This window comes from Tardiphaga sp. 813_E8_N1_3, assembly GCF_051811025.1.
Taxonomy (GTDB): Bacteria; Pseudomonadota; Alphaproteobacteria; order Rhizobiales; family Xanthobacteraceae; genus Tardiphaga.
On sequence record NZ_JBPWQE010000001.1, the window covers coordinates 4,973,468 to 4,991,915 of the forward strand.

Sequence of the window (18,448 nt, forward strand, 5' to 3'; positions counted from 1 at the left end):
GGTGAAATTTTTTCCAGGGAATGACGTGGCTGTTTGACAGTTGAAGCGGAAGCCGCGGCAGCGTGTGACACAGGGCGCGCTCCACATGCTCGCATGTCATCCCCGCCTAGTGCGCCGAAGGCGCACGCGGGGCGGGGATCCATAGACACGTGCAGAGATAGTTAGGGCGAGAACATCGTAGCCTTCGCCGCGCAACACGAACTCGGAGGTTATGGGTCCCCGCCCCGCGCGCGCCTTTGGCGCGCTAGGCGGGGACGACAGCGGAGTTTGTGGAACCATCGTGTGCAACATTCCGCACAGCAACAGTACGCATCACGGCATCAGTGCCCCCAATCGGGAACCGCGTTTCCCTTACGTTAACTTCTGCGTAACCGCCCCTTAAACCGCGGCCGCTAGGCTCGCGGTATCGGGTGGCGTGGTGTTTGCGTATGGCGTGGGGCAAGAAAAAGAGCGGGCGCAAGGAGCCGACCTTCGGGCTCGGCGCGGCGCTGTCCGATCTGCGCCTCACGGCGGATGATCGCGTGCCCGGCGGCGGCGATGACCGACCGAAGAAAACTCCCAAGCAGGCGCCGAAGCGCGAGTCCAATGGCGGCGGCGACAAGCCGCGGAAATCCCGAACATCGAGCAAGGCGCGCAGCAGCGGCGGCTTCGGCAAAGGCATCAAGCGGCTGTTCTACTGGGGCGCGGTGCTGGGCCTGTGGGCAGCGATCGCCATTGTCGGCGTCGTGATCTATGTCGGCGCGCATCTGCCGCCGATCCAGTCGCTGGAAATTCCCAAGCGCCCGCCGACGATCCAGATCGTCGGCATGGACGGCACGGTGCTCGCGACGCGCGGCGAACAGGCCGGCGCCAATGTGTCGCTGAAGGATCTGCCGCCCTATCTGCCAAAGGCGTTCATCGCGATCGAAGACCGGCGGTTCTATTCGCATTACGGCGTCGACCCGATCGGCATCGCGCGCGCGGCCGCGACCAACCTGATGCATCGCGGCGTGTCGCAGGGCGGCTCGACGCTGACGCAGCAGCTCGCCAAGAACCTGTTCCTGACGCAGGAGCGCACCATGGCGCGCAAGCTGCAGGAAGTGGAGCTGGCATTCTGGCTGGAGCGCAAGCATTCCAAGGCCGAGATCCTCGAACTGTATCTCAACCGCGTCTATTTCGGCTCCGGCGCTTACGGCGTCGAAGCTGCGGCGCAGAAGTATTTCGGCAAGCCGGCCAAGAACGTCACCGTCGCGGAAGCGGCGATGCTGGCGGGACTCGTAAAGTCGCCGTCGCGCCTTGCGCCGAACCGCAATCCGGAAGGCGCGGAGGCCCGTGCCAAGATCGTGCTGGCGGCGATGCAGGACGCCGAATTCATTACGGCCGCGCAGGCCAAGGGCGCGACCGGCGTGCCGCAATACAACGTCAAGCCGGTCGGCGCCGGCACGGTGAATTATGTCGCCGACTGGATCGGCGAAGTGCTCGACGACCTCGTCGGCCAGGTCGACGAGAGCATCATTGTCGAGACCACCATCGATCCCAAGCTGCAGAGCGTGGCGGAAGCCGCCATCATCGACGAGCTGGCCGCCAAGAGCGTGAAGTTCAACGTGACGCAGGGCGCGCTGGTGGCGATGACGCCGGACGGTTCGGTCCGCGCCATGGTCGGCGGCCGGAACTACTCCGAGAGCCAGTTCAACCGCGCGGTGACCGCGAAGCGCCAGCCGGGCTCGAGCTTCAAGCCGTTCGTCTATCTCACCGCCATCGAGGCGGGGCTGACGCCGGAAACGATCCGCCAGGACGCGCCGATCGACATCAAGGGCTGGAAGCCGGAGAACTACACCCACGAATATTTCGGCTCGGTGACGCTGACCCAGGCGCTGTCGATGTCGCTGAACACGGTGGCGGTGCGGCTCGGCCTCGAGGTTGGCCCGCAGAATGTCGTGCGCACGGCGCATCGGCTGGGCATCGCCTCGAAGCTGGAAGCCAATGCCTCGATCGCGCTCGGCACCTCCGAAGTGTCGATGACCGAACTGGTCGGCGCCTATGCGCCCTTCGCCAATGGCGGCCTCGCCGTGTCGCCCCATGTGGTGAACCGCATCCGCACGGTGGAAGGCAAGAAGACGCTCTATACGCGGCCGGCGGAGACGGCGAGCCAGGTGATCGACGCCCGCGCCGTGGCTGCCATGAACACGATGATGCAGCAGACCATTCTCTCCGGCAGCGCCAAGAAAGCCGAACTGCCCGGCTGGTACGCTGCCGGCAAGACCGGCACCAGCCAGGATTTCCGCGACGCCTGGTTCATCGGCTACACCTCGCAGCTCGTCACCGGCGTCTGGCTCGGCAATGACGACAACTCGCCGACCAAGAAGGCTACCGGCGGCGGATTGCCCGTCGAGATCTGGTCGCGCTTCATGAAATCAGCGCATCAGGGCCTGCAGCCGCAGCCTGTGCCTGGATTGGCGCCGTCGAATTCGTTCAGCACCAATCCGATCGGCCAGGCACTGTCGAGCCTGCTGCCCGGATCGAACGCACCGTCGCCATCAGCGCCACCGGAACGCGGCTATGTGCCAAGCGCGCCGGTCTATAACGGCACTCGCGCGCAGCCCAACGACGCGCCGCCGACGCAAGCGAATTATCCGGCGCAGCAGCGTCAGCGTCCGCAGCAGAATGTGCGTCCGGAGGCCGCGAGCGGATTGGATGGCTGGCTGACGGAGCGATTGTTCGGGAGATAGCGAGCGAGCGTCCCGGACACGCGATGCACAGCACCGCGGCCGGGACCAAGAGCTCAGTCCTGCACACCGAAGCGATGCAGGTCGTTGCCATGGGTATCGAGCCAGGCCTTGGCGCGTTCGGTCGCCGGGCAGATCCGCCCGACCACGCGCCAGAACTTCACCGAGTGGTTCATCTCGACGAGATGCCCGACTTCATGGGCCGCGAGATAATCCAGCACGAAGGGCGGTGCGAGGATCAAACGCCATGAGAACGACAGCGACCCCTCGGTGGTGCAAGAGCCCCAGCGGCTCGATTGATCGCGGATCGAGATCCGCTTCACCTTGACGTTCAGCTGCGCCGCATAGCGGTTCGACGCCTTGACGAGATCGGCCTTGGCTTCGCGCTTGAGGAAATCGTGGATACGTCGGTCGATATGCTCGACATCGCCGGCGACACAGATGATCTTCTCGCCGCTGTCGCGAGTCTCGGTCCACACCGTCCCCCGCCCCGCACGGTGCACGATCCTGTGCGGAGTTCCCCGCAGCGGAACCGTTGTGCCGTGTTCAAATGGTGCTGCCTTCGGCAAACGACCGAGACGCGCGGCGATCCAGGCGCCATGACGCTGTGCGAAGTCCTTCGCATCGGCCAATGACCCACGCGGCGGCATGGTCAGGATGGCTTCGCGCTCGCTCGGATGAATGCGCAGCGTATAACGCGTCGCACGGCGGTGCCTGCGCAGGCGTATGGCGAAGATCTGGGAGCCGTGTTTGACGGCAAGCGTGTCTGGTTCGGTGGGGCGGCGATAGAGAAGTGCGCGGAAGGCCATGTCAGTAGTCCCGGTCGTCAGTAGATCGACCGGATTCTGCCATAACCGCCGCCACGGGAATTGCTCGGCGCAAAAACAAATCATTTGCCCAATATACGGGGTCAAAAGGCGATTTGTCCCCTACCGGATGGGGTCCGGAACAGGAATCTTGATTCAAAAGAACGCTGAATTTCGGAATCTAGGAGTGAATCGCGCACCGCTGCTAGAAATAGGCGAAAAATCCAGTTTCCGCGCCTGTTTTCAAGGGCTTAGAAAGCGCGCCATCGCAACTCACACGCGATCATCGCGTATTCAGTGACGTCGGTTTTGCTTCACGCATATTCGTCGCGCGCGTGCGATGACGATGCATTGTCATCGCACGCACTTGTAGTGAATCACTCTGCAGCAGCGGCGCGATGTCGTCCGCTCGCTGCACTCAGCATGAAGTCGGATACGCGCGGCACGATTTCAGATTTGAATCGCGATCCATTGAACACGCCGTAGTGTCCAACGCCCTTCTGAACGTAATGCACACGACGCTCATCGGGGATCGAACTGCACAACATATGCGTCGCTTCGGTCTGACCGAGACCCGAGATGTCGTCGTTCTCGCCTTCGACGGTCATCAGCGCAACGTTGACGACCTTCGACGGATCAACAGGCTTGCCGCGATGGATCATCTCGCCCTTCGGCAATGCGTGTTTGACGAACACGGTATCGACCGTTTGCAGGTAATACTCTGCAGTCAGATCCATCACCGCGAGATACTCGTCGTAGAATTCGCGATGCTTGTCGACGAGGTCGCCATCGCCCTTCACGAGATTTTCGAACAGCTTCTTGTGCGCTTCCATGTGGCGGTCGCGGTTCATGCTGATGAAGCCGCTGAGCTGCAGGAAGCCCGGATAGACGTCGCGCATCACGCCTGGATGCGGAAACGGCACCTTGGTGATGACGTTGTTGCGGAACCAATCCATGCCCTTTTCGGCCGCGAGATTGTTCACAGCGGTCGGATTGCGGCGCGTATCGATCGGGCCGCCCATCAGCGTCATCGACAGTGGCACATAGGGATCGTTCTCGGCTTCCATCACCGACACGGCAGCAAGCACCGGCACGGCGGGCTGACAGACGGCGAGGACGTGGACGTTGCCACCGAGCACGTGGAACATCTCGATCACATAGTCGATGTAGTCTTCGAGATCGAAGCGGCCGGCAGCCAATGGCACCTGACGCGCATCCGACCAGTCGGTGATGTAGACCTCATGGGTCGGGAGGAAGGCTTCGACGGTACCGCGCAGCAATGTCGCGTAGTGACCGGACATCGGCGCCACGATCAACACACGCGGCTGCGGTGCGCGCAACGGGCGCGGATGCTTGCGATCGAAATAGAGAAGACGGCAGAACGGCTTTTCCCACACCGAACGGATTTCGATCGGCGTGCGAACGCCGTTCACGTCGGTATCGTACAGGCCCCATTCCGGCTTGCCATAGCGACGTGTGGTGCGCTCGAACAATTCGCAGCCCGCCGTCACCGACTTGCCGAACTCGGTCCGCGAGAACGGATTCAGCGGATTCTGAAACAGCATCTTGGTAGCGTCTGTCATCGCGCGCGCCGGACTGAGCGACGCGTAGGCCATCTCATACATCCAGTACATCGGAGTGGTCAGAGCCGGGCTCGTCTCGGACGGCAGGGCTGGCGGCCTGCCAAATTCACCTATCGGCATCTGTCCTCACTTGATTGGCGTCTGCTTTCGCACTGCAGTATATACTGGTGTCTGCGTAAGAAAGCGTCAATGCGCCGCATGCATGGCTTTCAGGCCATTGGCGGTAAAAACGGCGGTTATCCCTTGATAAATGGTCTTATTCGCCGCCGGAGATCAGCGACCCGGCGCGCCTGGCGCTGTTCAAAAGCCCAAGAAATATCGCGAATGACACAATAAACAGCACCACATTGATGGCCAGCGCGGTCAACATCAGGTCAGCGCGGAAGGTGTGATCGAACAGCAGCGCCCGCATGCCCTCGAACACGTAGGTCGGCGGCAAGGCCCAGGCGACATATTGCAACCACATCGGCAGCACCGAGACAGGATAGTAGACGCAAGCCAGCGGCATCAGTCCGAACATCAGCGTCCAGACAAGGCTCTCGGCGCCGAGGCCGTAGCGCAGCACCAGACCTGACACGAAGACACCGAGCGACCAGCTGGTGAAGATCAGGTTGCAGAAGAACGCGATGAGCGGCAGGCCGAACGCGAACAGGTTGAAGTTGAAGAACATTGCGAGAATCACCATCGGGATGATGCCGATGGCGAGGCGGATGAGGCTCATGATCATCAGCGAGATCAGAAACTCGATCGGCTTCAGCGGGCTCATCATCAGGTTACCGAGATTGCGCGCCCACATTTCCTCGAGGAAGGAGATGGAGAAGCCAAGCTGGCCGCGAAACAGGATGTCCCACAGGATCACCGCGCCGATCAGCGTGCCCCCCGCCTGGGCGAAGAACCCGGCATTCTGCGAGATGTAACTTTGCAGGAAGCCCCAGGTGATGATCTGCAGCGCCGGCCAATAGACCAGCTCCAGCATGCGCGGCCACGACGACACCAATAGATACCAGTAACGAAGCACCATCGCATTGATGCGATGCATGGCGATGCCGTGTGACCGCTCTACGAGGCTCATGGCGCCTGCTCCCGGTCGCGACCGCGCGCGACGTCGAGGAACACCTCTTCCAGCGTCGTACGGTTATAGCGCAGCAGGATCTGCTCCGGGCTGTCGTCGTCCTCAATCCGGCCCTTCTTCATGATGATGACGCGGTCGCATAGCCGCTCGACTTCCAGCATGTTGTGCGAGGCTAGGAGGATCGTAGCGTTATGGCCCCTGCGATAGGTCTCGATATGTCGCCTGATCCAGTCGGCCGTATCCGGGTCGAGCGACGCCGTCGGCTCATCGAGCAGCAACAGCTCCGGCTCGTTGATCAGCGCCTTGGCAAGCGCGACACGGGTTTTCTGGCCTGCGGAGAGCTTGCCGCTGGCGCGGTCGAGAAAATCCTTGAGATCGAGGTCTTCAGCCAGTTGCGCGATGCGGCCCTTGAGGTCCGGCACGGCATAGAGTTTTCCGAACACGGTGAGGTTTTGCCGGACCGTGAGCCGCATCGGCATATCGACGTAAGGGCTTTCAAAATTCATCCGGCCGAGTACTTCGGCTGATTGCGCCGGCATCGCGCAGCCGAGCACCGAGACCTTGCCCGAGGTCGGCAGCGTCAGCCCCATGATCATGGCGATGGTGGTGGTCTTGCCAGCGCCATTGCCGCCCAGGAGGCCGGTGATGCTGCCGCGCGCGATCTTGAACGAGATGTCGTCCACGGCGCGGTTGGTCTTGTAGAATTTGACGAGATGAGCGACGTCGATCGCCGCCGCAGCACTGCGATCAACCGTCGCCGCATGACCTGACTTGGTGTCTTCAATCGTCATTGCTGCCGTTCCATGCGGCATTGTGGCGGCGAAGGCAAGCTTGGGCGCTTCAAGTGGCCGCAGCCCGCATGGGTTTGTGGTCATCGCCCGGGGCGTCTAATGTCCTGATATGACCGATATTTCCGCCTCCGACTTTCGCCAGCCGCGCCGTTATGTTCGTCTCGACACGATCCTGCGTTTGCGCTGGCTTGCTGCGCTCGGCCAGTTGGCGGCGATCTTCGTCGTGGTGCAGGGCCTTGAATACGACGTCGCGATCATTCCCTGCGTGACGATCATCGGCCTGTCGGCAACCCTCAATCTCGTGCTGCAGACGCTGTTCAATCCGGTCCACCGGTTGGAACCGCTCTTCGCAGCGGCCCTGCTCGCGCTCAATATCATCGAGCTCGCAGGCCTGCTCTACTGCACCGGCGGATTGCAAAATCCGTTCTCGTTCCTGTTTCTGGCGCCGGTGCTGATCTCGGCGACGGCATTGCCGACGCGTTTCACCATCGCGCTCGGCGTTCTCGCGGCAGCCTCTGCCACCGTGCTGGCCTTCTTTCATCTGCCGTTACCGTGGGACTCCGCAGAACCGCTGGTGCTGCCGCAGATCTATCTGCTTGGTGTCTGGTTCTCGATCCTGACCGCCATCGGCGTAACCAGCCTCTATGCGTTTCAGGTCACCGAGGAAGCCCGCAAGCTTTCGGACGCGCTTGCCGCCACCGAACTGGTGCTGACGCGCGAGCAGCATTTGACCCAGATCGACGGTCTCGCCGCCGCTGCCGCGCATGAATTGGGCACGCCGCTCTCGACCATCTTCCTGATCTCCCGGGAGCTTGAGAAGAACATCCACAACAACCCGGAACTCGCCGACGACCTGAAGACCGTCCGCGAACAAGCGCAACGCTGCCGCGAGATTCTGTCCAAGATCACGCAGCTGAATTCGAGCGGCGCACCATTCGACCGCATGCCACTCTCGCAGCTGATCGAGGAAGCCGTGGCGCCGCATCGCGACTTTGGCATTGCCATCAAGATACGTATCGCCGTCGCCAATGCGCCCGAACCGGCCGGCATGCGCAATCCGGCGATCCTCTATGGCGTCGGCAACATTCTGGAGAATGCGGTCGATTTCGCGCGGGAGCAGGTCGAAGTGAACGCCTGGTGGAATGCGGAAAGTATCGTGATCTCGATCTCGGACGACGGCCCGGGCATTCCGCCGGACCTGCTGAAGCGGATCGGCGAGCCCTATCTGTCGCGCCGGCGCCCCGCCGAGGAGGGCGAACATCGCGGCCTCGGCCTCGGCGTATTCATTGCGCGCACGCTGCTGGAGCGCACCGGCGCCAGAGTCACCTTCAGCAATCGTGTCTTTCCGGATCACGGCGCGGTGGTGCAGATCTCATGGCCGCGCGACGCGTTCGAGACTGCGGACCAATTGGCCGATGTGGACTGATACAAGTCTCACTACCGCGTGAAGGCAGCCGACAGTTGCACCTCATTGACAGCTAGACGCCTTTGAGCCAATTTTATCTTGGTTGATACGACCTGCCGGTTGCGCCCTGAACGGGACGGTGAACGTATCACTTCCTTTGCCGACACCCTTTGTCCGAGCGACCGGGTCAGCAACGCAACCACCTGATGCCTCCTGGTTCGCTCATGCAAAGGACGAAACAGATGCGCGATTTTCGCGATGCAAAGGCTATGGCGCAGTCCCTGCGCGAAAACCTCGCCACCAAAGCCGTCACGATTAGTCACAGCGAAAGCCTGGAGTTGATATCAAGGATATTGGGTGTCGCTGACTGGAATACCTTGTCGGCGATGCTGCAGGTCGGTCGACCTTTGCCAGAAGTGCCGACTATCAAACTTCAAACCGGAATATCAAGCTACCCGGCCATTCCGCTGAGAGATCTCGTTCCATTCCCGACAGCGACCTACCCGCTTTTTGTCGGACGGGAGAAAACAATACTCGCTCTGAAAGATGCCTTCGCGCGACAGCGAGAGGTCGTGCTTGCTATTCAAAAGAACGAAACTGTTGACGAACCTGGCTTCGAGGACATCTACGACATCGGCGTTCTCGCCCAGTTGCTTGAAATTCAAAGGCTTGATGGCGGCACGCTCAGGGTTCTGGCACAGGGACGTCAACGCGTCGTGATTCAGCGTTTCGTAGACGAGACCGGCTCGTATAGAGCCGATGTTACAGGCGTGAGTGAGGGTCCTATTCCCGATGAGCCCGAACTGATCCAGCAGGCAGTCAAACGGTTCGAGAGCTACGTTTCGGCTCACAACATACGCGTGCCACCGATTTGGCCGCCGCTGGAGAGAACCCTCGATCCCGGACGGGTTGCCGACGTCATCGCCTCGCATATCGTCCTGCCGATCAGCGAAAAGCAGAAGCTGCTGGCGACCCTCGATCCAGTGAAGAGGCTGAAAAGCGCCGACGCCCTTATCGACCTCTCGACGCTGCCGCTTTCGCCCGCGCTTCACGCGACACGGCGACGCGCTATCGAATATGCCGACCAGAGAGGTCATCAATATGCAACGTTGGAGCACCTGTTACTTGCACTGGTCGACGACGCCGATGCCGCGGCGGTGCTGCGGGATTGCAATGCCGATTTCGGCACGTTGAAAGCCGACCTGATCCGCTACCTCGATAAGGAACTGAAAAATCTCATGATCGAGACCGGCAAGAATGGCCAGCCGACGGCAGCATTTGTACGTGTGTCTCAGCGTGCTGCAGTTCACGCGCAGGAGCTTGGCTGGTCTGAAGTGAAAGGGTCAAACACCCTGCTGGCCATCTTTCCCGAAACAAGAAGTCCGGCTGTCCGCCTGCTGAGCGGACAAGGCATCACCCAGAAACTGGTCGCTGCCTCGATCACTGGAGCCACAGGATCGGTCTGACGACGTCCGGACATCTCAACGTGTCGTTCACAAATGCCGGCTTGGGCGATGATGATCGCCCGGCCGGCGAGTATGTGATGCGCCTTGGTTAGACTGCAGGATCGGGAAACACCGCAGCCTGCTGCATCGCACGGCGCTTGACGAAACCCGCCATGACTAGCGCCACCAGGCCGAGAATGACGGGCGGGAAGACCACGGCATTCACGGTGGGCCAGCCATAATTCGCCAGCAACTGGCCGGACGAGAACGAACCAACCGCCATCAGGCCGAACACCAGGAAGTCGTTGAAGGCCTGCACCTTATTGCGCTCCTGCGGCCGATGGGTCTCCAGCACCAGTGCGGAGGCGCCGATGAAGCCGAAATTCCAGCCGATGCCCAGCACCACGAGACAGATCCAGAAATGCATCGCGCTGATGCCGGCGATGCCGATCACGGCAGCGATCGCCTCCAGCGCCAGACCTGCGGCCACGACCTTCGACGCGCCAAAGCGCGCGATCAGCGCCCCCGTGAAGAAGCTCGGCCCGTACATCGCCACGATGTGCCACTGCAGGCCGAAATTGGAATCGCTCAGCGTCAGCCCGCAAAGCTTCATCGCCAGCGGCGCCGAGGTCATCACGAGATTCATCATCGAATAGGACACCACGCCGCAAATCGCGGCGGCGACGAAGCGCGGTTGCCGCACGATCTCCAGCAGCGGCCGGCCACCATGCATGTCCGCGGGCGCAGGTTTCGGTGCATCCACGGTCGAGAGCAAAGCCATCGCGATCAGGGCAACCACCGCCTGCGCCGCGAAGCTCGCGGCAAACAGATAGGGCGACCAGATATCCATGGTCCATTGCACGAGCTGCGGGCCAAGCACGCCGGCGAATACGCCGCCGGCCATCACCCACGAGACAGCTTTCGGGCGATAGGTCGGGCTGGCGCCATCCGCCGCCGCGAACCGATAGGACTGCGCGACAGCGCCGTAGAAGCCGCCGAAGAACGTCGCGCAGCAGAACAGGGCAAATGATGCTTTCAGGATCGCGATTGCGCCGAGCAGGCCGCAAAGTGCTCCTGCGCCGCTGCCGATGATGAAGGCGACGCGGCGGCCATAGGCGCGGGAGATCATACCAACCGGCAACGTTCCGCAGGCAAGGCCGACAACATAGACCGAGATCGGCACCGTCGCGAGCGACACGCTCGGCGCCAGCGTCGCGCCGACAATGGCGCCGGTGGCGAAGATGACCGCCGAATTGGCGCCGCCAAGCGCCTGCGCTGCCGCCAGCCTGATCACGTTGGAACGTGCGCGCGCGTCATCGTGAATCTCTGGGGTAGCCGCGTCGATCATGGGGAAATCCGCCCGGATGTGGCCCGGTTCGTCCCGGGGCCTTTATTCGCCATGACTATGACAACCGCCCCGCGGCAGATCAACACACGCCAGCGCGCACGCACCATGCACCGATCAGACGAGAGACTGGGCGAAGACCAGAATCAGATTGTTGGCCGGCATCTCGATGACCTCTGCCAGTCGAAGGCCGACGCCCTGCGCGACCCGCTCCAGCTCCTCGACATCGCGTACACCCCATTCAGGATTACCGTCGCGCAGGCTGGTATCGAACACGGCATTGCTCACGGCCGTATGTTTGCCGCCGCGCTTGAACGGGCCATAGATAAAGAGACGTCCATCCGGCCGCAGATATTTTGCAGCGCCCCCGATCAAACCTTCGGCGACGGGCCAGGGTGCGATGTGAACGACATTGGCGCAGAACACTGCGAGCAACGCGGCCGGGCCGTTGCCGTTCTCCATCTCCGGGCACCATGCGGGATCCAAGAGATCGATCCGTAGCGGCGGCCTGACATTCGTCAATTGCGCATGGGTGCGCCAGGCGGCGATGCTTTTGAGATGGGCGTCGTTGAGGTCGCTCGGCCACCAGGTGATGTCGGGCGTTTGTCCAGCGAAGTGAATGACATGCTGGCCGGTGCCGCTACCGACTTCCACAACATCGCCGCAAGACTGCTGCAGGAAAGTCGCAAGAACCCGCCAGATCGCCTCGTGGTTGCGATGGAAAGCTGCGGCATCGAGCCGGCCATCATCTTCCACGCGCCGGCCATCCCGACCGAACTCGACCACATATTCCGCCATCAGGCCCTCACTGCTGCGGGCAGTATCCCGAAGTTGCGTTCACGAACAAGAGAAAAAAGAGGTCGTCCAAACGCAGCCAAATGGGTTAATATTCTGACGAATACCCGATCTGAAGAAGGATCGACCACGCAGAATTGGTGCGCCCATGATCTTCCGTCAGCTGTTCGACAGTGTGTCCGGCACATATAGCTATCTGCTTGCCAGCCGCCACGGCGGCGAGGCACTGATCCTCGATCCTGTCCTGGAAAAGGTCGATCGCTATTGCCAGTTGCTGCGCGAGCTCGACCTGAAGCTCGTGAAGGCAGTCGATACGCATCTTCATGCAGACCACGTCACCGGCCTCGCCGAACTGCGCGACCGCACCCATTGCGTCACCATCATGGGCGATCAGAGCAAGGCCGACGTCGTCGCCATGCGCGTCAGCGACGGCGACAAAGTGACGATCGAAGGCGTCGAGCTCGACGTGATGTATACGCCCGGCCACACCGATGACTCCTACAGCTATCTGATGGGCGACCGCGTCTTCACCGGCGACACGCTGCTGATCCGCGGCACCGGCCGCACCGATTTCCAGAACGGCAGCGCGCGGGCGCAGTATGATTCACTGTTCAATCGCCTGCTCAAGCTGCCGGACGAGACGATGGTGTTCCCTGCGCACGACTACAAGGGCGACACCGTCAGCACCATCGGCGAAGAGAAGCGCTACAATCCGCGCCTGCAGGTGAAGTCCGTGGAGGACTACATCGAGCTGATGAGCAAGCTCAACCTGCCGAACCCGAAGCTGATGGATGTGGTCATCCCGGCCAATATGAAGGTCGGGCTGAAGCCCGACGCACTGAAGAAGCAAGGCCTGGCGCTGTCTCCGCGGGAGGCCATTGCTCATCTCGGCGATCCCGCCATCCTGCTGGTTGACCTGCGCGAGAGCGGCGAGCGCGCCAAGCACGGCGTGCTCGCGGGCGCGCTGCATGCGCCCTACCCGTCGATATCGGACAGCCTCAAGCCCGGCGGCATGTTGCGCGAGGTGGCCACTGCCACCAAGCGCCGCATCGTGTTCTTCTGCGCCTTCGGCGAACGCTCGGCCATGGCGGTCACTGCCGCGAAGGATGCGGGGATCGACAATGCCGCGCATCTGGACGGCGGCATCTATGCGTGGAAGAAAGCTGGCGGCCCGGTGCTGGCTGCATGATATAGCGAGCAAGGCGGACCAACCCGCCACTCGACAGGGGGAGACTACAATGGCGTCGACACGATCGGCTGCGCCAATGCTGCTGGCAATGGTGTTCGCACTCTCCCTGCAACCGGCCTCCGCACAAACCGCAGCACAGCCCCCCGCGCCAACATCTGCCGGCCCCATCGATCCAGCGTTGACGCAAGACCTCGTGGTGGCGAACCGCGTCCTCACCGATCTCAATGTGATTGACGGTTTCGGCCATGTCAGCATGCGCCACCCGACCGACCCCAACCGCTATCTGATGGGGCGCTCCGTGGCTCCGGCGCTCGTGACCGCCGACGACATCATGGAATACGACCTCGATTCCAATCCGGTCGATGCGAAGGGACGCGCCAGCTTCCTCGAACGCTTCATCCATGGCGAGATCTACAAGGCCAGGCCCGACGTCAAAGCCGTCGTCCATACGCATTCGCCCGGGATCATCCCCTTCAGCGTCAGCAGCACGCCGTTGCGGCCGGTGTTCCACCTTGGCGCCTTCCTGTTTCCCGAGGTGCCGGTGTTCGAAATTCGCGACAGCGCCGGCATGAGCAACATGCTGGTCAGCAACGCGCAACTCGGCAAGGCGCTGGCCAGTACGCTCGGCGATCGCAGCGTCGCTCTGATGCGCGGCCATGGCAGCGTGGTCGTGGCATCCACCATTCCGATGGCGGTGTTTCGCGCCCATTACAGCAACGTCAATGCGCAGCTGCAGTCGCAGGCGCTCGCTTTGGGCGGATCGGTGAGCTATTTGCTGGGCGAGGAAAGCCAGAAAACGCTGGCTGTCATCGACCAGATCCATGGCCGGGCCTGGGACCTGTGGAAGCGCGCAGCGCTGGAGAAGATGGCGCCCAAATAGCGAGGCCGCATCAGGCCTCGTGAACCCGAACCTCGATGTCGTCATAGCCTTTGACGCGATACACGATCACCGAGATCATCCAGCTCAGGATGAAAATCGCGATGATGAGGTAGCCGAGCGCGCCGAAATTCTCGTTCAGCGCCTCGATGCCGTCCCAGAAACTGCCTGACAGGTCGAGCTTGCGGCCGATCAGACCAAGCGCCTCGACGCCGCCAATCACCAGCGCCACGATCACCGACACCAGGGTGATGATCATGTTGTAATACAGCTTGCGGATCGGCTTGACGAAGGCCCAGCCATAGGCGCGCACCATCAGCACCGAGTCCGTCGCATCGACCAGCGACATTCCGGCCGTGAACAGTGCGGGGAATACGAGTATTGACCACATCGACATGCCGTCAGCGCTTTGCGAGGCCGAGATGCCCAGCAGTGCGATCTCGGTCGCGGTATCGAAGCCGAGCCCGAACAGGATGCCGAGCGGATACATGTGCCAGCTCTTCGAGATCACGTCGAAGACCGAGCGCAGCATGCGACCGATGACACCGCGTTGCGCGAGCAGAATATTGAGGTCTTCATCGATAAACCGCTCACCGCGCTTCACCGCCTTGAACAGGCGATACACCGATACGAGAATGAAGATATTGGCCACTGCCACGATCAGCAGGAAGAAAGCCGAGACGCTGGTGCCGATCAGGCCGCCGATTTCCTTGAAGTTCGCAAATTTGTCCTGCAGCGCCGACACTGCCAACGCCACAAAGACCGATGCCACGACCACTACGGTGGAATGACCGAGCGAGAAGAACAGGCCCACCGACAGCGGCCGTTTGCCGGACTGCATGAGCTTGCGCGTCACATTGTCGATGGCCGCGATATGATCGGCGTCAACCGCGTGGCGCAGGCCGAAGGTGTAGGCGAGCAGCGCCGTGCCGAGCAGCACCGGCTGATCGCGGAAGGCGATCAAGGCCCATATCCAGGCCAGCACATTGGCCGGAATCAGAATAGCGTAAATGGCGATGATGCGGCCGCGCAGATTATCGGCGCCATCGTTGAAGAGTGTGCGGATCATGGGAATTTGGCAGTCCGAATTACCACCGGATTGTTTCAGGAAGGCCCGGCGGACGCAACCTGACCTCATTCGCATCGAATTCGCCGCATTTCCGGCACAAAGCGATTAACCGCAGGGCCCGGTTAGGTGGCGGCAGGGGTGCCGCTTCCTATATGTACGTGATAAGAATGACACAGAATTCGCTGCGCGCCGATCGCACGGCCCAACCCGAGGCGTTGATGGACACCGAACAGGAACAGAAGACACCCGCAGAACTGAAGGAAATCCGGCTCGCCCGCAAGGCGGCGCAGGAAGCCGAAGGCGTGAAGGCGATGGCGGACATTGCAGCCGCCGATGTCGCCATCCGCAAGCGGACCGAGGAACTGCGCGCGCTTCGCCTCGCCCGGGAAGCCGAGGAGCTGGCCAATCCACCCGCGCCGAAACCGAAAGCTGCTAGAAAAAAGAAAACGACCTGATGCCAACTGACGACAAAGCAACGAAATCCGAACGCGACGCCGCGGCCAAAGCGGTTCTCGACAACATGGCCCGACTGAAGGCCATGCGCCTTGCCCGCGAAGCGGTATCGCCCCCCGCACCGGCCAAGAAGAAAGCCGCAACGAAATCGGGCAAGACGTCTTCGGGCAAGACATCGTCAAGCAAATCGACGGAAAAAGCACAGGCTCTGGCTGCGTGGCTCGCCGATCAGCGCAGCGGCGGCCGCAGGACCTGATCTATCTCAGGCCGCGCTCGGCGCCGGCCATTCGATCATGGTACGGGTCTTGGTCGCAGAATCGTAGACCTGGATCTGAAGCATCTGAAACTGGTTCTTCAGCTTCATGCCGGCTTCTTCCGCGGCTTCGACCGTATCGTGATGCGATTTGAAATGGCCATCCACCACCAGTGAATAACCTTCGGTCGGCGCCCTGTCGGCGCGGAGGAATTTGCGCGCCTGCGGTTCGTCGATTTCTAACTTGGGCTTCTTCATCATCACTCCAGAACAGGATTCGCCCGATTTCAAAGCGGGCAGGATTCGCCCCCATTTACACGGTCATGCGGAAAAGCACAGGGCAATTGCGGGATTACGGCAATATCTGCTTCAATCACGGTCAGAATGAGGTCAACGCAAGCAATCCGGCGAGGAAAATGATGAGCGGACGAGTGGGCAGGCCCGGCGACGACAAGCCGGCCAAGGACGATCCGAAGAAGCCCACGCCCGCACCGGCGCGGCCTGAGGATGACGAGGAAGACGGCGACATCGCCACGCCGAAACGGGATCGCGACGACGAAGACATCTAGTGCGCGGCGAGGTCGCTAAATAAGACGTCGGCGCACCATGACTGACGCGCCGACAAATTCGATTAGTGATGATCGCTACGCGTCAGGCGGCTTTCAGGCCGACATCCGGCAGAGACGGACGGTGACGCAGCGCCTTTGCCATGATCCCCTCCACTTCCGCTTTCTCATGCGGCAGCAGCGCGAGGCGCGGCGGGCGTGTCAAAGCAGTGCCGCGGCCCATGATGTTTTCACACAGCTTGATGCACTGGACGAGATCCGGGCGCGCATCGAGATGCAGCAGTGGCATGAACCATTCATAGATCGCCATCGCCTCTTGGAGGCGGCCGGCCTTGGCCAGACGGAACAGCGTCTCGCCCTCGCGCGGGAAGGCATTGGACATGCCCGACACCCAACCAACCGCGCCCATCGCCACGCTCTCCACGATGACGTCATCAAGACCGGCGAACAGCACGAAGCGGTCGCCGACCATGTTGCGCGTGTCGATGAAGCGGCGTGTATCGCCGGACGAATCCTTGAAGCAGACAACCGTCTCGACATCGGCCAGTGTGGCGAGAATGTCGGGGGTGACATCATTCTTGTAGATCGGCGGGTTGTTGTAGAGCATGACCGGCAGATCGGTGGCCGTGGCGACCGAACGGAAGTGCGCGGCGGTCTCAAACGGCTTGGACGAATAGACCAAAGCGGGCATCACCATGATGCCATCGATGCCGACGCGCGCGGCTTCCTTGGCGGTGTCCACGGCAAAGGCCGTGGTGAACTCGGCGATACCGCAGAGCACTGGCACGCGGCCCTTCGCGACCGACTTGGCCGCTTCCATGATCGCGATCTTTTCCTTGCGCTCCAGCGAGGTGTTCTCGCCGACCGAGCCGCAGATGATCAGGCCGGACACGCCGTCGCGGATCAGGCCGTCCATGACTTTGGTGGTGGCGTCGATGTCGAGCGACAGATCGTCATGGAATTGGGTGGTGACAGCCGGGAAGACGCCTTCCCAGGAAATACGGGGACTCATGGCAAAACTCCGTGTGATGCCGGCGCGCATGGCGCGCCGGCCGATGAGGATGATGGGCGGGAATTAGAGGATCAGATCGTCGCGCCGACCTTGCGCAGCTCGGCGAGCACTGGCGCTTTCGGTAGCCAGATCTTGTCGAACTCGGCAATGACGGCTTCGGTATCCTTGACGGCCACCTGACGCACGGGCACCGACGTGCCCTTGAAGTTCTCGATCAGTGCCGGCTCGCCAGCAGCCAACTCGTCGATCTGTGCATCGAGCGTCGATTTGACCGCCTTGGTGATCAGCTCCTTGTCGGCGGCGGGCAGCGACTGCCAGACGCGGCCGGACACGACGGCGGCCATCGGCATGAAGACGGCATTCATCTGCAGGATCGACTTCGACACCTTGTCGAAGCGCTGGTTCCAGGAGAATTCCAGATCGGCTTCCAGACCATCGACCTGTCCATTCGACATGGCGTCGAACACCTGCGGCGTCGGAATGGGCGTCGGTGCAGCGCCAAGCGACGAATAGAAGTCGCGATAGACCGGCGTCGGATTGATGCGCAGCTTCATGCCCTTGATGTCGGCAAGCGTGTTGAGATCCCTGACCGCGAAGACCGCGCGCATGCCGGTGATACCCCAGCCGAGGCCGATGGTGCCGGTTTCCGCAGGCAGCACGTCGAACAGTTTCACGGCCGCCGGATGACGCACGAACTTCGCCACGGCCGGCGTCGAACGCACAATATAGGGCGCGTTGATCGCCGCGATATGCGGCACGCGCGAACCGAGCTCGGCAGCCTGGATGAAGCCCATATCGAGCGCGCCGGTCTGCAACTGCTGCATCATCGCCGCCTCGTTGCCGAGCTGGCCGGAGTGAAACACCGTCATGGTCAGACGGCCCTTGGTCTCTTCCTTGAGCTGATCGGCGAGCTTCAGCGCAGCCTTGTTCCAGGAATGGCCGTTCGGCGTGATGAGGCCGAGACGCAGCTCCTTGGCCTGCGCCAATGACAGCGACGGGGCGAACACCGAAGCAGCTGCCGATGCGGCGAGGAAGCGACGACGTGAGATGGTCATGACGGAGGCTCCTTGATGTGTGGGGGG

At 61.7% G+C, this 18,448-nt stretch carries 18 protein-coding genes; 8 read left to right on the forward strand and 10 right to left on the reverse strand.

Features of this window, described 5'->3' with window-relative positions; all coding sequences use genetic code 11:
* The first annotated feature begins 428 nt into the window (after positions 1–428).
* Positions 429–2,708, forward strand: a complete 2,280-nt coding sequence (locus AB8A33_RS23595; protein WP_439094974.1) for a transglycosylase domain-containing protein — start codon at positions 429–431, stop codon at positions 2,706–2,708.
* A gap of 53 nt (positions 2,709–2,761) precedes the next feature.
* Here the strand turns inward: AB8A33_RS23595 and AB8A33_RS23600 are convergent, their stop codons facing one another.
* From AB8A33_RS23600 to AB8A33_RS23615, 4 genes are all read right to left on the reverse strand, one after another.
* A complete protein-coding gene (locus AB8A33_RS23600; protein WP_315840470.1) occupies positions 2,762–3,598 on the reverse strand; it encodes a M48 family metallopeptidase in 837 nt (278 codons plus the stop codon).
* 290 nt (positions 3,599–3,888) lie between these two features.
* Complete coding sequence (locus tag AB8A33_RS23605) at positions 3,889–5,214, reverse strand: polyhydroxyalkanoate depolymerase (RefSeq protein ID WP_439094975.1); 1,326 nt, start codon at positions 5,212–5,214, stop codon at positions 3,889–3,891.
* 136 nt (positions 5,215–5,350) lie between these two features.
* Positions 5,351–6,166 carry an ABC transporter permease gene (locus tag AB8A33_RS23610; RefSeq protein WP_439094976.1) on the reverse strand — a complete coding sequence of 272 codons (816 nt, stop codon included), beginning with the start codon at positions 6,164–6,166 and terminating at the stop codon, positions 5,351–5,353.
* Positions 6,163–6,957: an ABC transporter ATP-binding protein gene (locus AB8A33_RS23615; RefSeq protein ID WP_439094977.1), complete on the reverse strand. Its 795-nt coding sequence runs from the start codon at positions 6,955–6,957 to the stop codon at positions 6,163–6,165. Before AB8A33_RS23615 ends, AB8A33_RS23610 begins: the two co-directional genes overlap by 4 nt.
* A gap of 109 nt (positions 6,958–7,066) precedes the next feature.
* On the opposite strand from AB8A33_RS23615, the gene AB8A33_RS23620 reads away from it, so the two are divergent.
* Positions 7,067–8,383, forward strand: a complete 1,317-nt coding sequence (locus tag AB8A33_RS23620) for an ActS/PrrB/RegB family redox-sensitive histidine kinase (RefSeq protein ID WP_089262725.1) — start codon at positions 7,067–7,069, stop codon at positions 8,381–8,383.
* Between the two features lie 221 nt (positions 8,384–8,604).
* Positions 8,605–9,828, forward strand: a complete 1,224-nt coding sequence (locus AB8A33_RS23625; protein ID WP_439094978.1) for an LON peptidase substrate-binding domain-containing protein — start codon at positions 8,605–8,607, stop codon at positions 9,826–9,828.
* Between the two features lie 88 nt (positions 9,829–9,916).
* On the opposite strand, the gene AB8A33_RS23630 is transcribed toward AB8A33_RS23625, so the two are convergent.
* Together AB8A33_RS23630 and AB8A33_RS23635 are read right to left on the reverse strand one after the other, a co-directional pair.
* Entirely contained in the window at positions 9,917–11,155 is a 1,239-nt protein-coding gene (locus AB8A33_RS23630) for an MFS transporter (RefSeq protein ID WP_439094979.1), read from the reverse strand.
* A gap of 114 nt (positions 11,156–11,269) precedes the next feature.
* Positions 11,270–11,950 carry a DUF938 domain-containing protein gene (locus AB8A33_RS23635; RefSeq protein WP_439094980.1) on the reverse strand — a complete coding sequence of 227 codons (681 nt, stop codon included), beginning with the start codon at positions 11,948–11,950 and terminating at the stop codon, positions 11,270–11,272.
* Positions 11,951–12,095: 145 nt separating this feature from the next.
* Here AB8A33_RS23635 and AB8A33_RS23640 point away from each other — a divergent pair, with 145 nt between their 5' ends.
* Positions 12,096–13,136, forward strand: a complete 1,041-nt coding sequence (locus AB8A33_RS23640; RefSeq protein ID WP_439094981.1) for an MBL fold metallo-hydrolase — start codon at positions 12,096–12,098, stop codon at positions 13,134–13,136.
* A gap of 49 nt (positions 13,137–13,185) precedes the next feature.
* Positions 13,186–14,016: a class II aldolase/adducin family protein gene (locus tag AB8A33_RS23645; RefSeq protein ID WP_439094982.1), complete on the forward strand. Its 831-nt coding sequence runs from the start codon at positions 13,186–13,188 to the stop codon at positions 14,014–14,016.
* A gap of 10 nt (positions 14,017–14,026) precedes the next feature.
* On the opposite strand, the gene AB8A33_RS23650 is transcribed toward AB8A33_RS23645, so the two are convergent.
* Complete coding sequence (locus AB8A33_RS23650) at positions 14,027–15,082, reverse strand: HoxN/HupN/NixA family nickel/cobalt transporter (protein ID WP_439094983.1); 1,056 nt, start codon at positions 15,080–15,082, stop codon at positions 14,027–14,029.
* Positions 15,083–15,249: 167 nt separating this feature from the next.
* Between AB8A33_RS23650 and AB8A33_RS23655 the strand changes: the two genes are divergently transcribed.
* Together AB8A33_RS23655 and AB8A33_RS23660 are read left to right on the forward strand one after the other, a co-directional pair.
* On the forward strand, positions 15,250–15,537 hold the full coding sequence (locus AB8A33_RS23655; protein WP_439094984.1) for a transcriptional regulator: 288 nt from the start codon (positions 15,250–15,252) through the stop codon (positions 15,535–15,537).
* The gene (locus tag AB8A33_RS23660) at positions 15,537–15,791 is read left to right on the forward strand and encodes a hypothetical protein (protein WP_068732885.1); all 255 of its coding nucleotides are present in this window, start codon (positions 15,537–15,539) and stop codon (positions 15,789–15,791) included. The genes AB8A33_RS23655 and AB8A33_RS23660 overlap by 1 nt, the downstream gene beginning before the upstream one ends.
* A 6-nt stretch (positions 15,792–15,797) precedes the next feature.
* Here AB8A33_RS23660 and AB8A33_RS23665 read toward each other — a convergent pair whose 3' ends face one another.
* Complete coding sequence (locus tag AB8A33_RS23665) at positions 15,798–16,046, reverse strand: hypothetical protein (RefSeq protein ID WP_439094985.1); 249 nt, start codon at positions 16,044–16,046, stop codon at positions 15,798–15,800.
* 161 nt (positions 16,047–16,207) lie between these two features.
* Here AB8A33_RS23665 and AB8A33_RS23670 point away from each other — a divergent pair, with 161 nt between their 5' ends.
* Entirely contained in the window at positions 16,208–16,357 is a 150-nt protein-coding gene (locus tag AB8A33_RS23670; RefSeq protein ID WP_439094986.1) for a hypothetical protein, read from the forward strand.
* An 82-nt stretch (positions 16,358–16,439) separates the two neighbouring features.
* Here the strand turns inward: AB8A33_RS23670 and AB8A33_RS23675 are convergent, their stop codons facing one another.
* A complete protein-coding gene (locus AB8A33_RS23675) occupies positions 16,440–17,366 on the reverse strand; it encodes a dihydrodipicolinate synthase family protein (RefSeq protein WP_439094987.1) in 927 nt (308 codons plus the stop codon).
* A 71-nt stretch (positions 17,367–17,437) separates the two neighbouring features.
* A complete protein-coding gene (locus tag AB8A33_RS23680; protein WP_439094988.1) occupies positions 17,438–18,421 on the reverse strand; it encodes a TRAP transporter substrate-binding protein in 984 nt (327 codons plus the stop codon).
* Between the last annotated feature and the right edge of the window lie 27 nt (positions 18,422–18,448).

What these genes read in the sequence shown, in the direction of transcription:
- AB8A33_RS23665 (WP_439094985.1), bottom strand. Translation starts at nt 16,046, where the DNA reads ATGAAGAAGCCCAAGTTAGAAATCGACGAACCGCAGGCGCGCAAATTC.
- AB8A33_RS23605 (WP_439094975.1), bottom strand. Translation starts at nt 5,214, where the DNA reads ATGCCGATAGGTGAATTTGGCAGGCCGCCAGCCCTGCCGTCCGAGACG.
- AB8A33_RS23610 (WP_439094976.1), bottom strand. Translation starts at nt 6,166, where the DNA reads ATGAGCCTCGTAGAGCGGTCACACGGCATCGCCATGCATCGCATCAAT.
- AB8A33_RS23595 (WP_439094974.1), top strand. Translation starts at nt 429, where the DNA reads ATGGCGTGGGGCAAGAAAAAGAGCGGGCGCAAGGAGCCGACCTTCGGG.
- AB8A33_RS23615 (WP_439094977.1), bottom strand. Translation starts at nt 6,957, where the DNA reads ATGACGATTGAAGACACCAAGTCAGGTCATGCGGCGACGGTTGATCGC.
- AB8A33_RS23655 (WP_439094984.1), top strand. Translation starts at nt 15,250, where the DNA reads ATGACACAGAATTCGCTGCGCGCCGATCGCACGGCCCAACCCGAGGCG.
- AB8A33_RS23675 (WP_439094987.1), bottom strand. Translation starts at nt 17,366, where the DNA reads ATGAGTCCCCGTATTTCCTGGGAAGGCGTCTTCCCGGCTGTCACCACC.
- AB8A33_RS23650 (WP_439094983.1), bottom strand. Translation starts at nt 15,082, where the DNA reads ATGATCCGCACACTCTTCAACGATGGCGCCGATAATCTGCGCGGCCGC.
- AB8A33_RS23630 (WP_439094979.1), bottom strand. Translation starts at nt 11,155, where the DNA reads ATGATCGACGCGGCTACCCCAGAGATTCACGATGACGCGCGCGCACGT.
- AB8A33_RS23670 (WP_439094986.1), top strand. Translation starts at nt 16,208, where the DNA reads ATGAGCGGACGAGTGGGCAGGCCCGGCGACGACAAGCCGGCCAAGGAC.
- AB8A33_RS23625 (WP_439094978.1), top strand. Translation starts at nt 8,605, where the DNA reads ATGCGCGATTTTCGCGATGCAAAGGCTATGGCGCAGTCCCTGCGCGAA.
- AB8A33_RS23640 (WP_439094981.1), top strand. Translation starts at nt 12,096, where the DNA reads ATGATCTTCCGTCAGCTGTTCGACAGTGTGTCCGGCACATATAGCTAT.
- AB8A33_RS23660 (WP_068732885.1), top strand. Translation starts at nt 15,537, where the DNA reads ATGCCAACTGACGACAAAGCAACGAAATCCGAACGCGACGCCGCGGCC.
- AB8A33_RS23620 (WP_089262725.1), top strand. Translation starts at nt 7,067, where the DNA reads ATGACCGATATTTCCGCCTCCGACTTTCGCCAGCCGCGCCGTTATGTT.
- AB8A33_RS23600 (WP_315840470.1), bottom strand. Translation starts at nt 3,598, where the DNA reads ATGATTTGTTTTTGCGCCGAGCAATTCCCGTGGCGGCGGTTATGGCAG.
- AB8A33_RS23680 (WP_439094988.1), bottom strand. Translation starts at nt 18,421, where the DNA reads ATGACCATCTCACGTCGTCGCTTCCTCGCCGCATCGGCAGCTGCTTCG.
- AB8A33_RS23635 (WP_439094980.1), bottom strand. Translation starts at nt 11,950, where the DNA reads ATGGCGGAATATGTGGTCGAGTTCGGTCGGGATGGCCGGCGCGTGGAA.
- AB8A33_RS23645 (WP_439094982.1), top strand. Translation starts at nt 13,186, where the DNA reads ATGGCGTCGACACGATCGGCTGCGCCAATGCTGCTGGCAATGGTGTTC.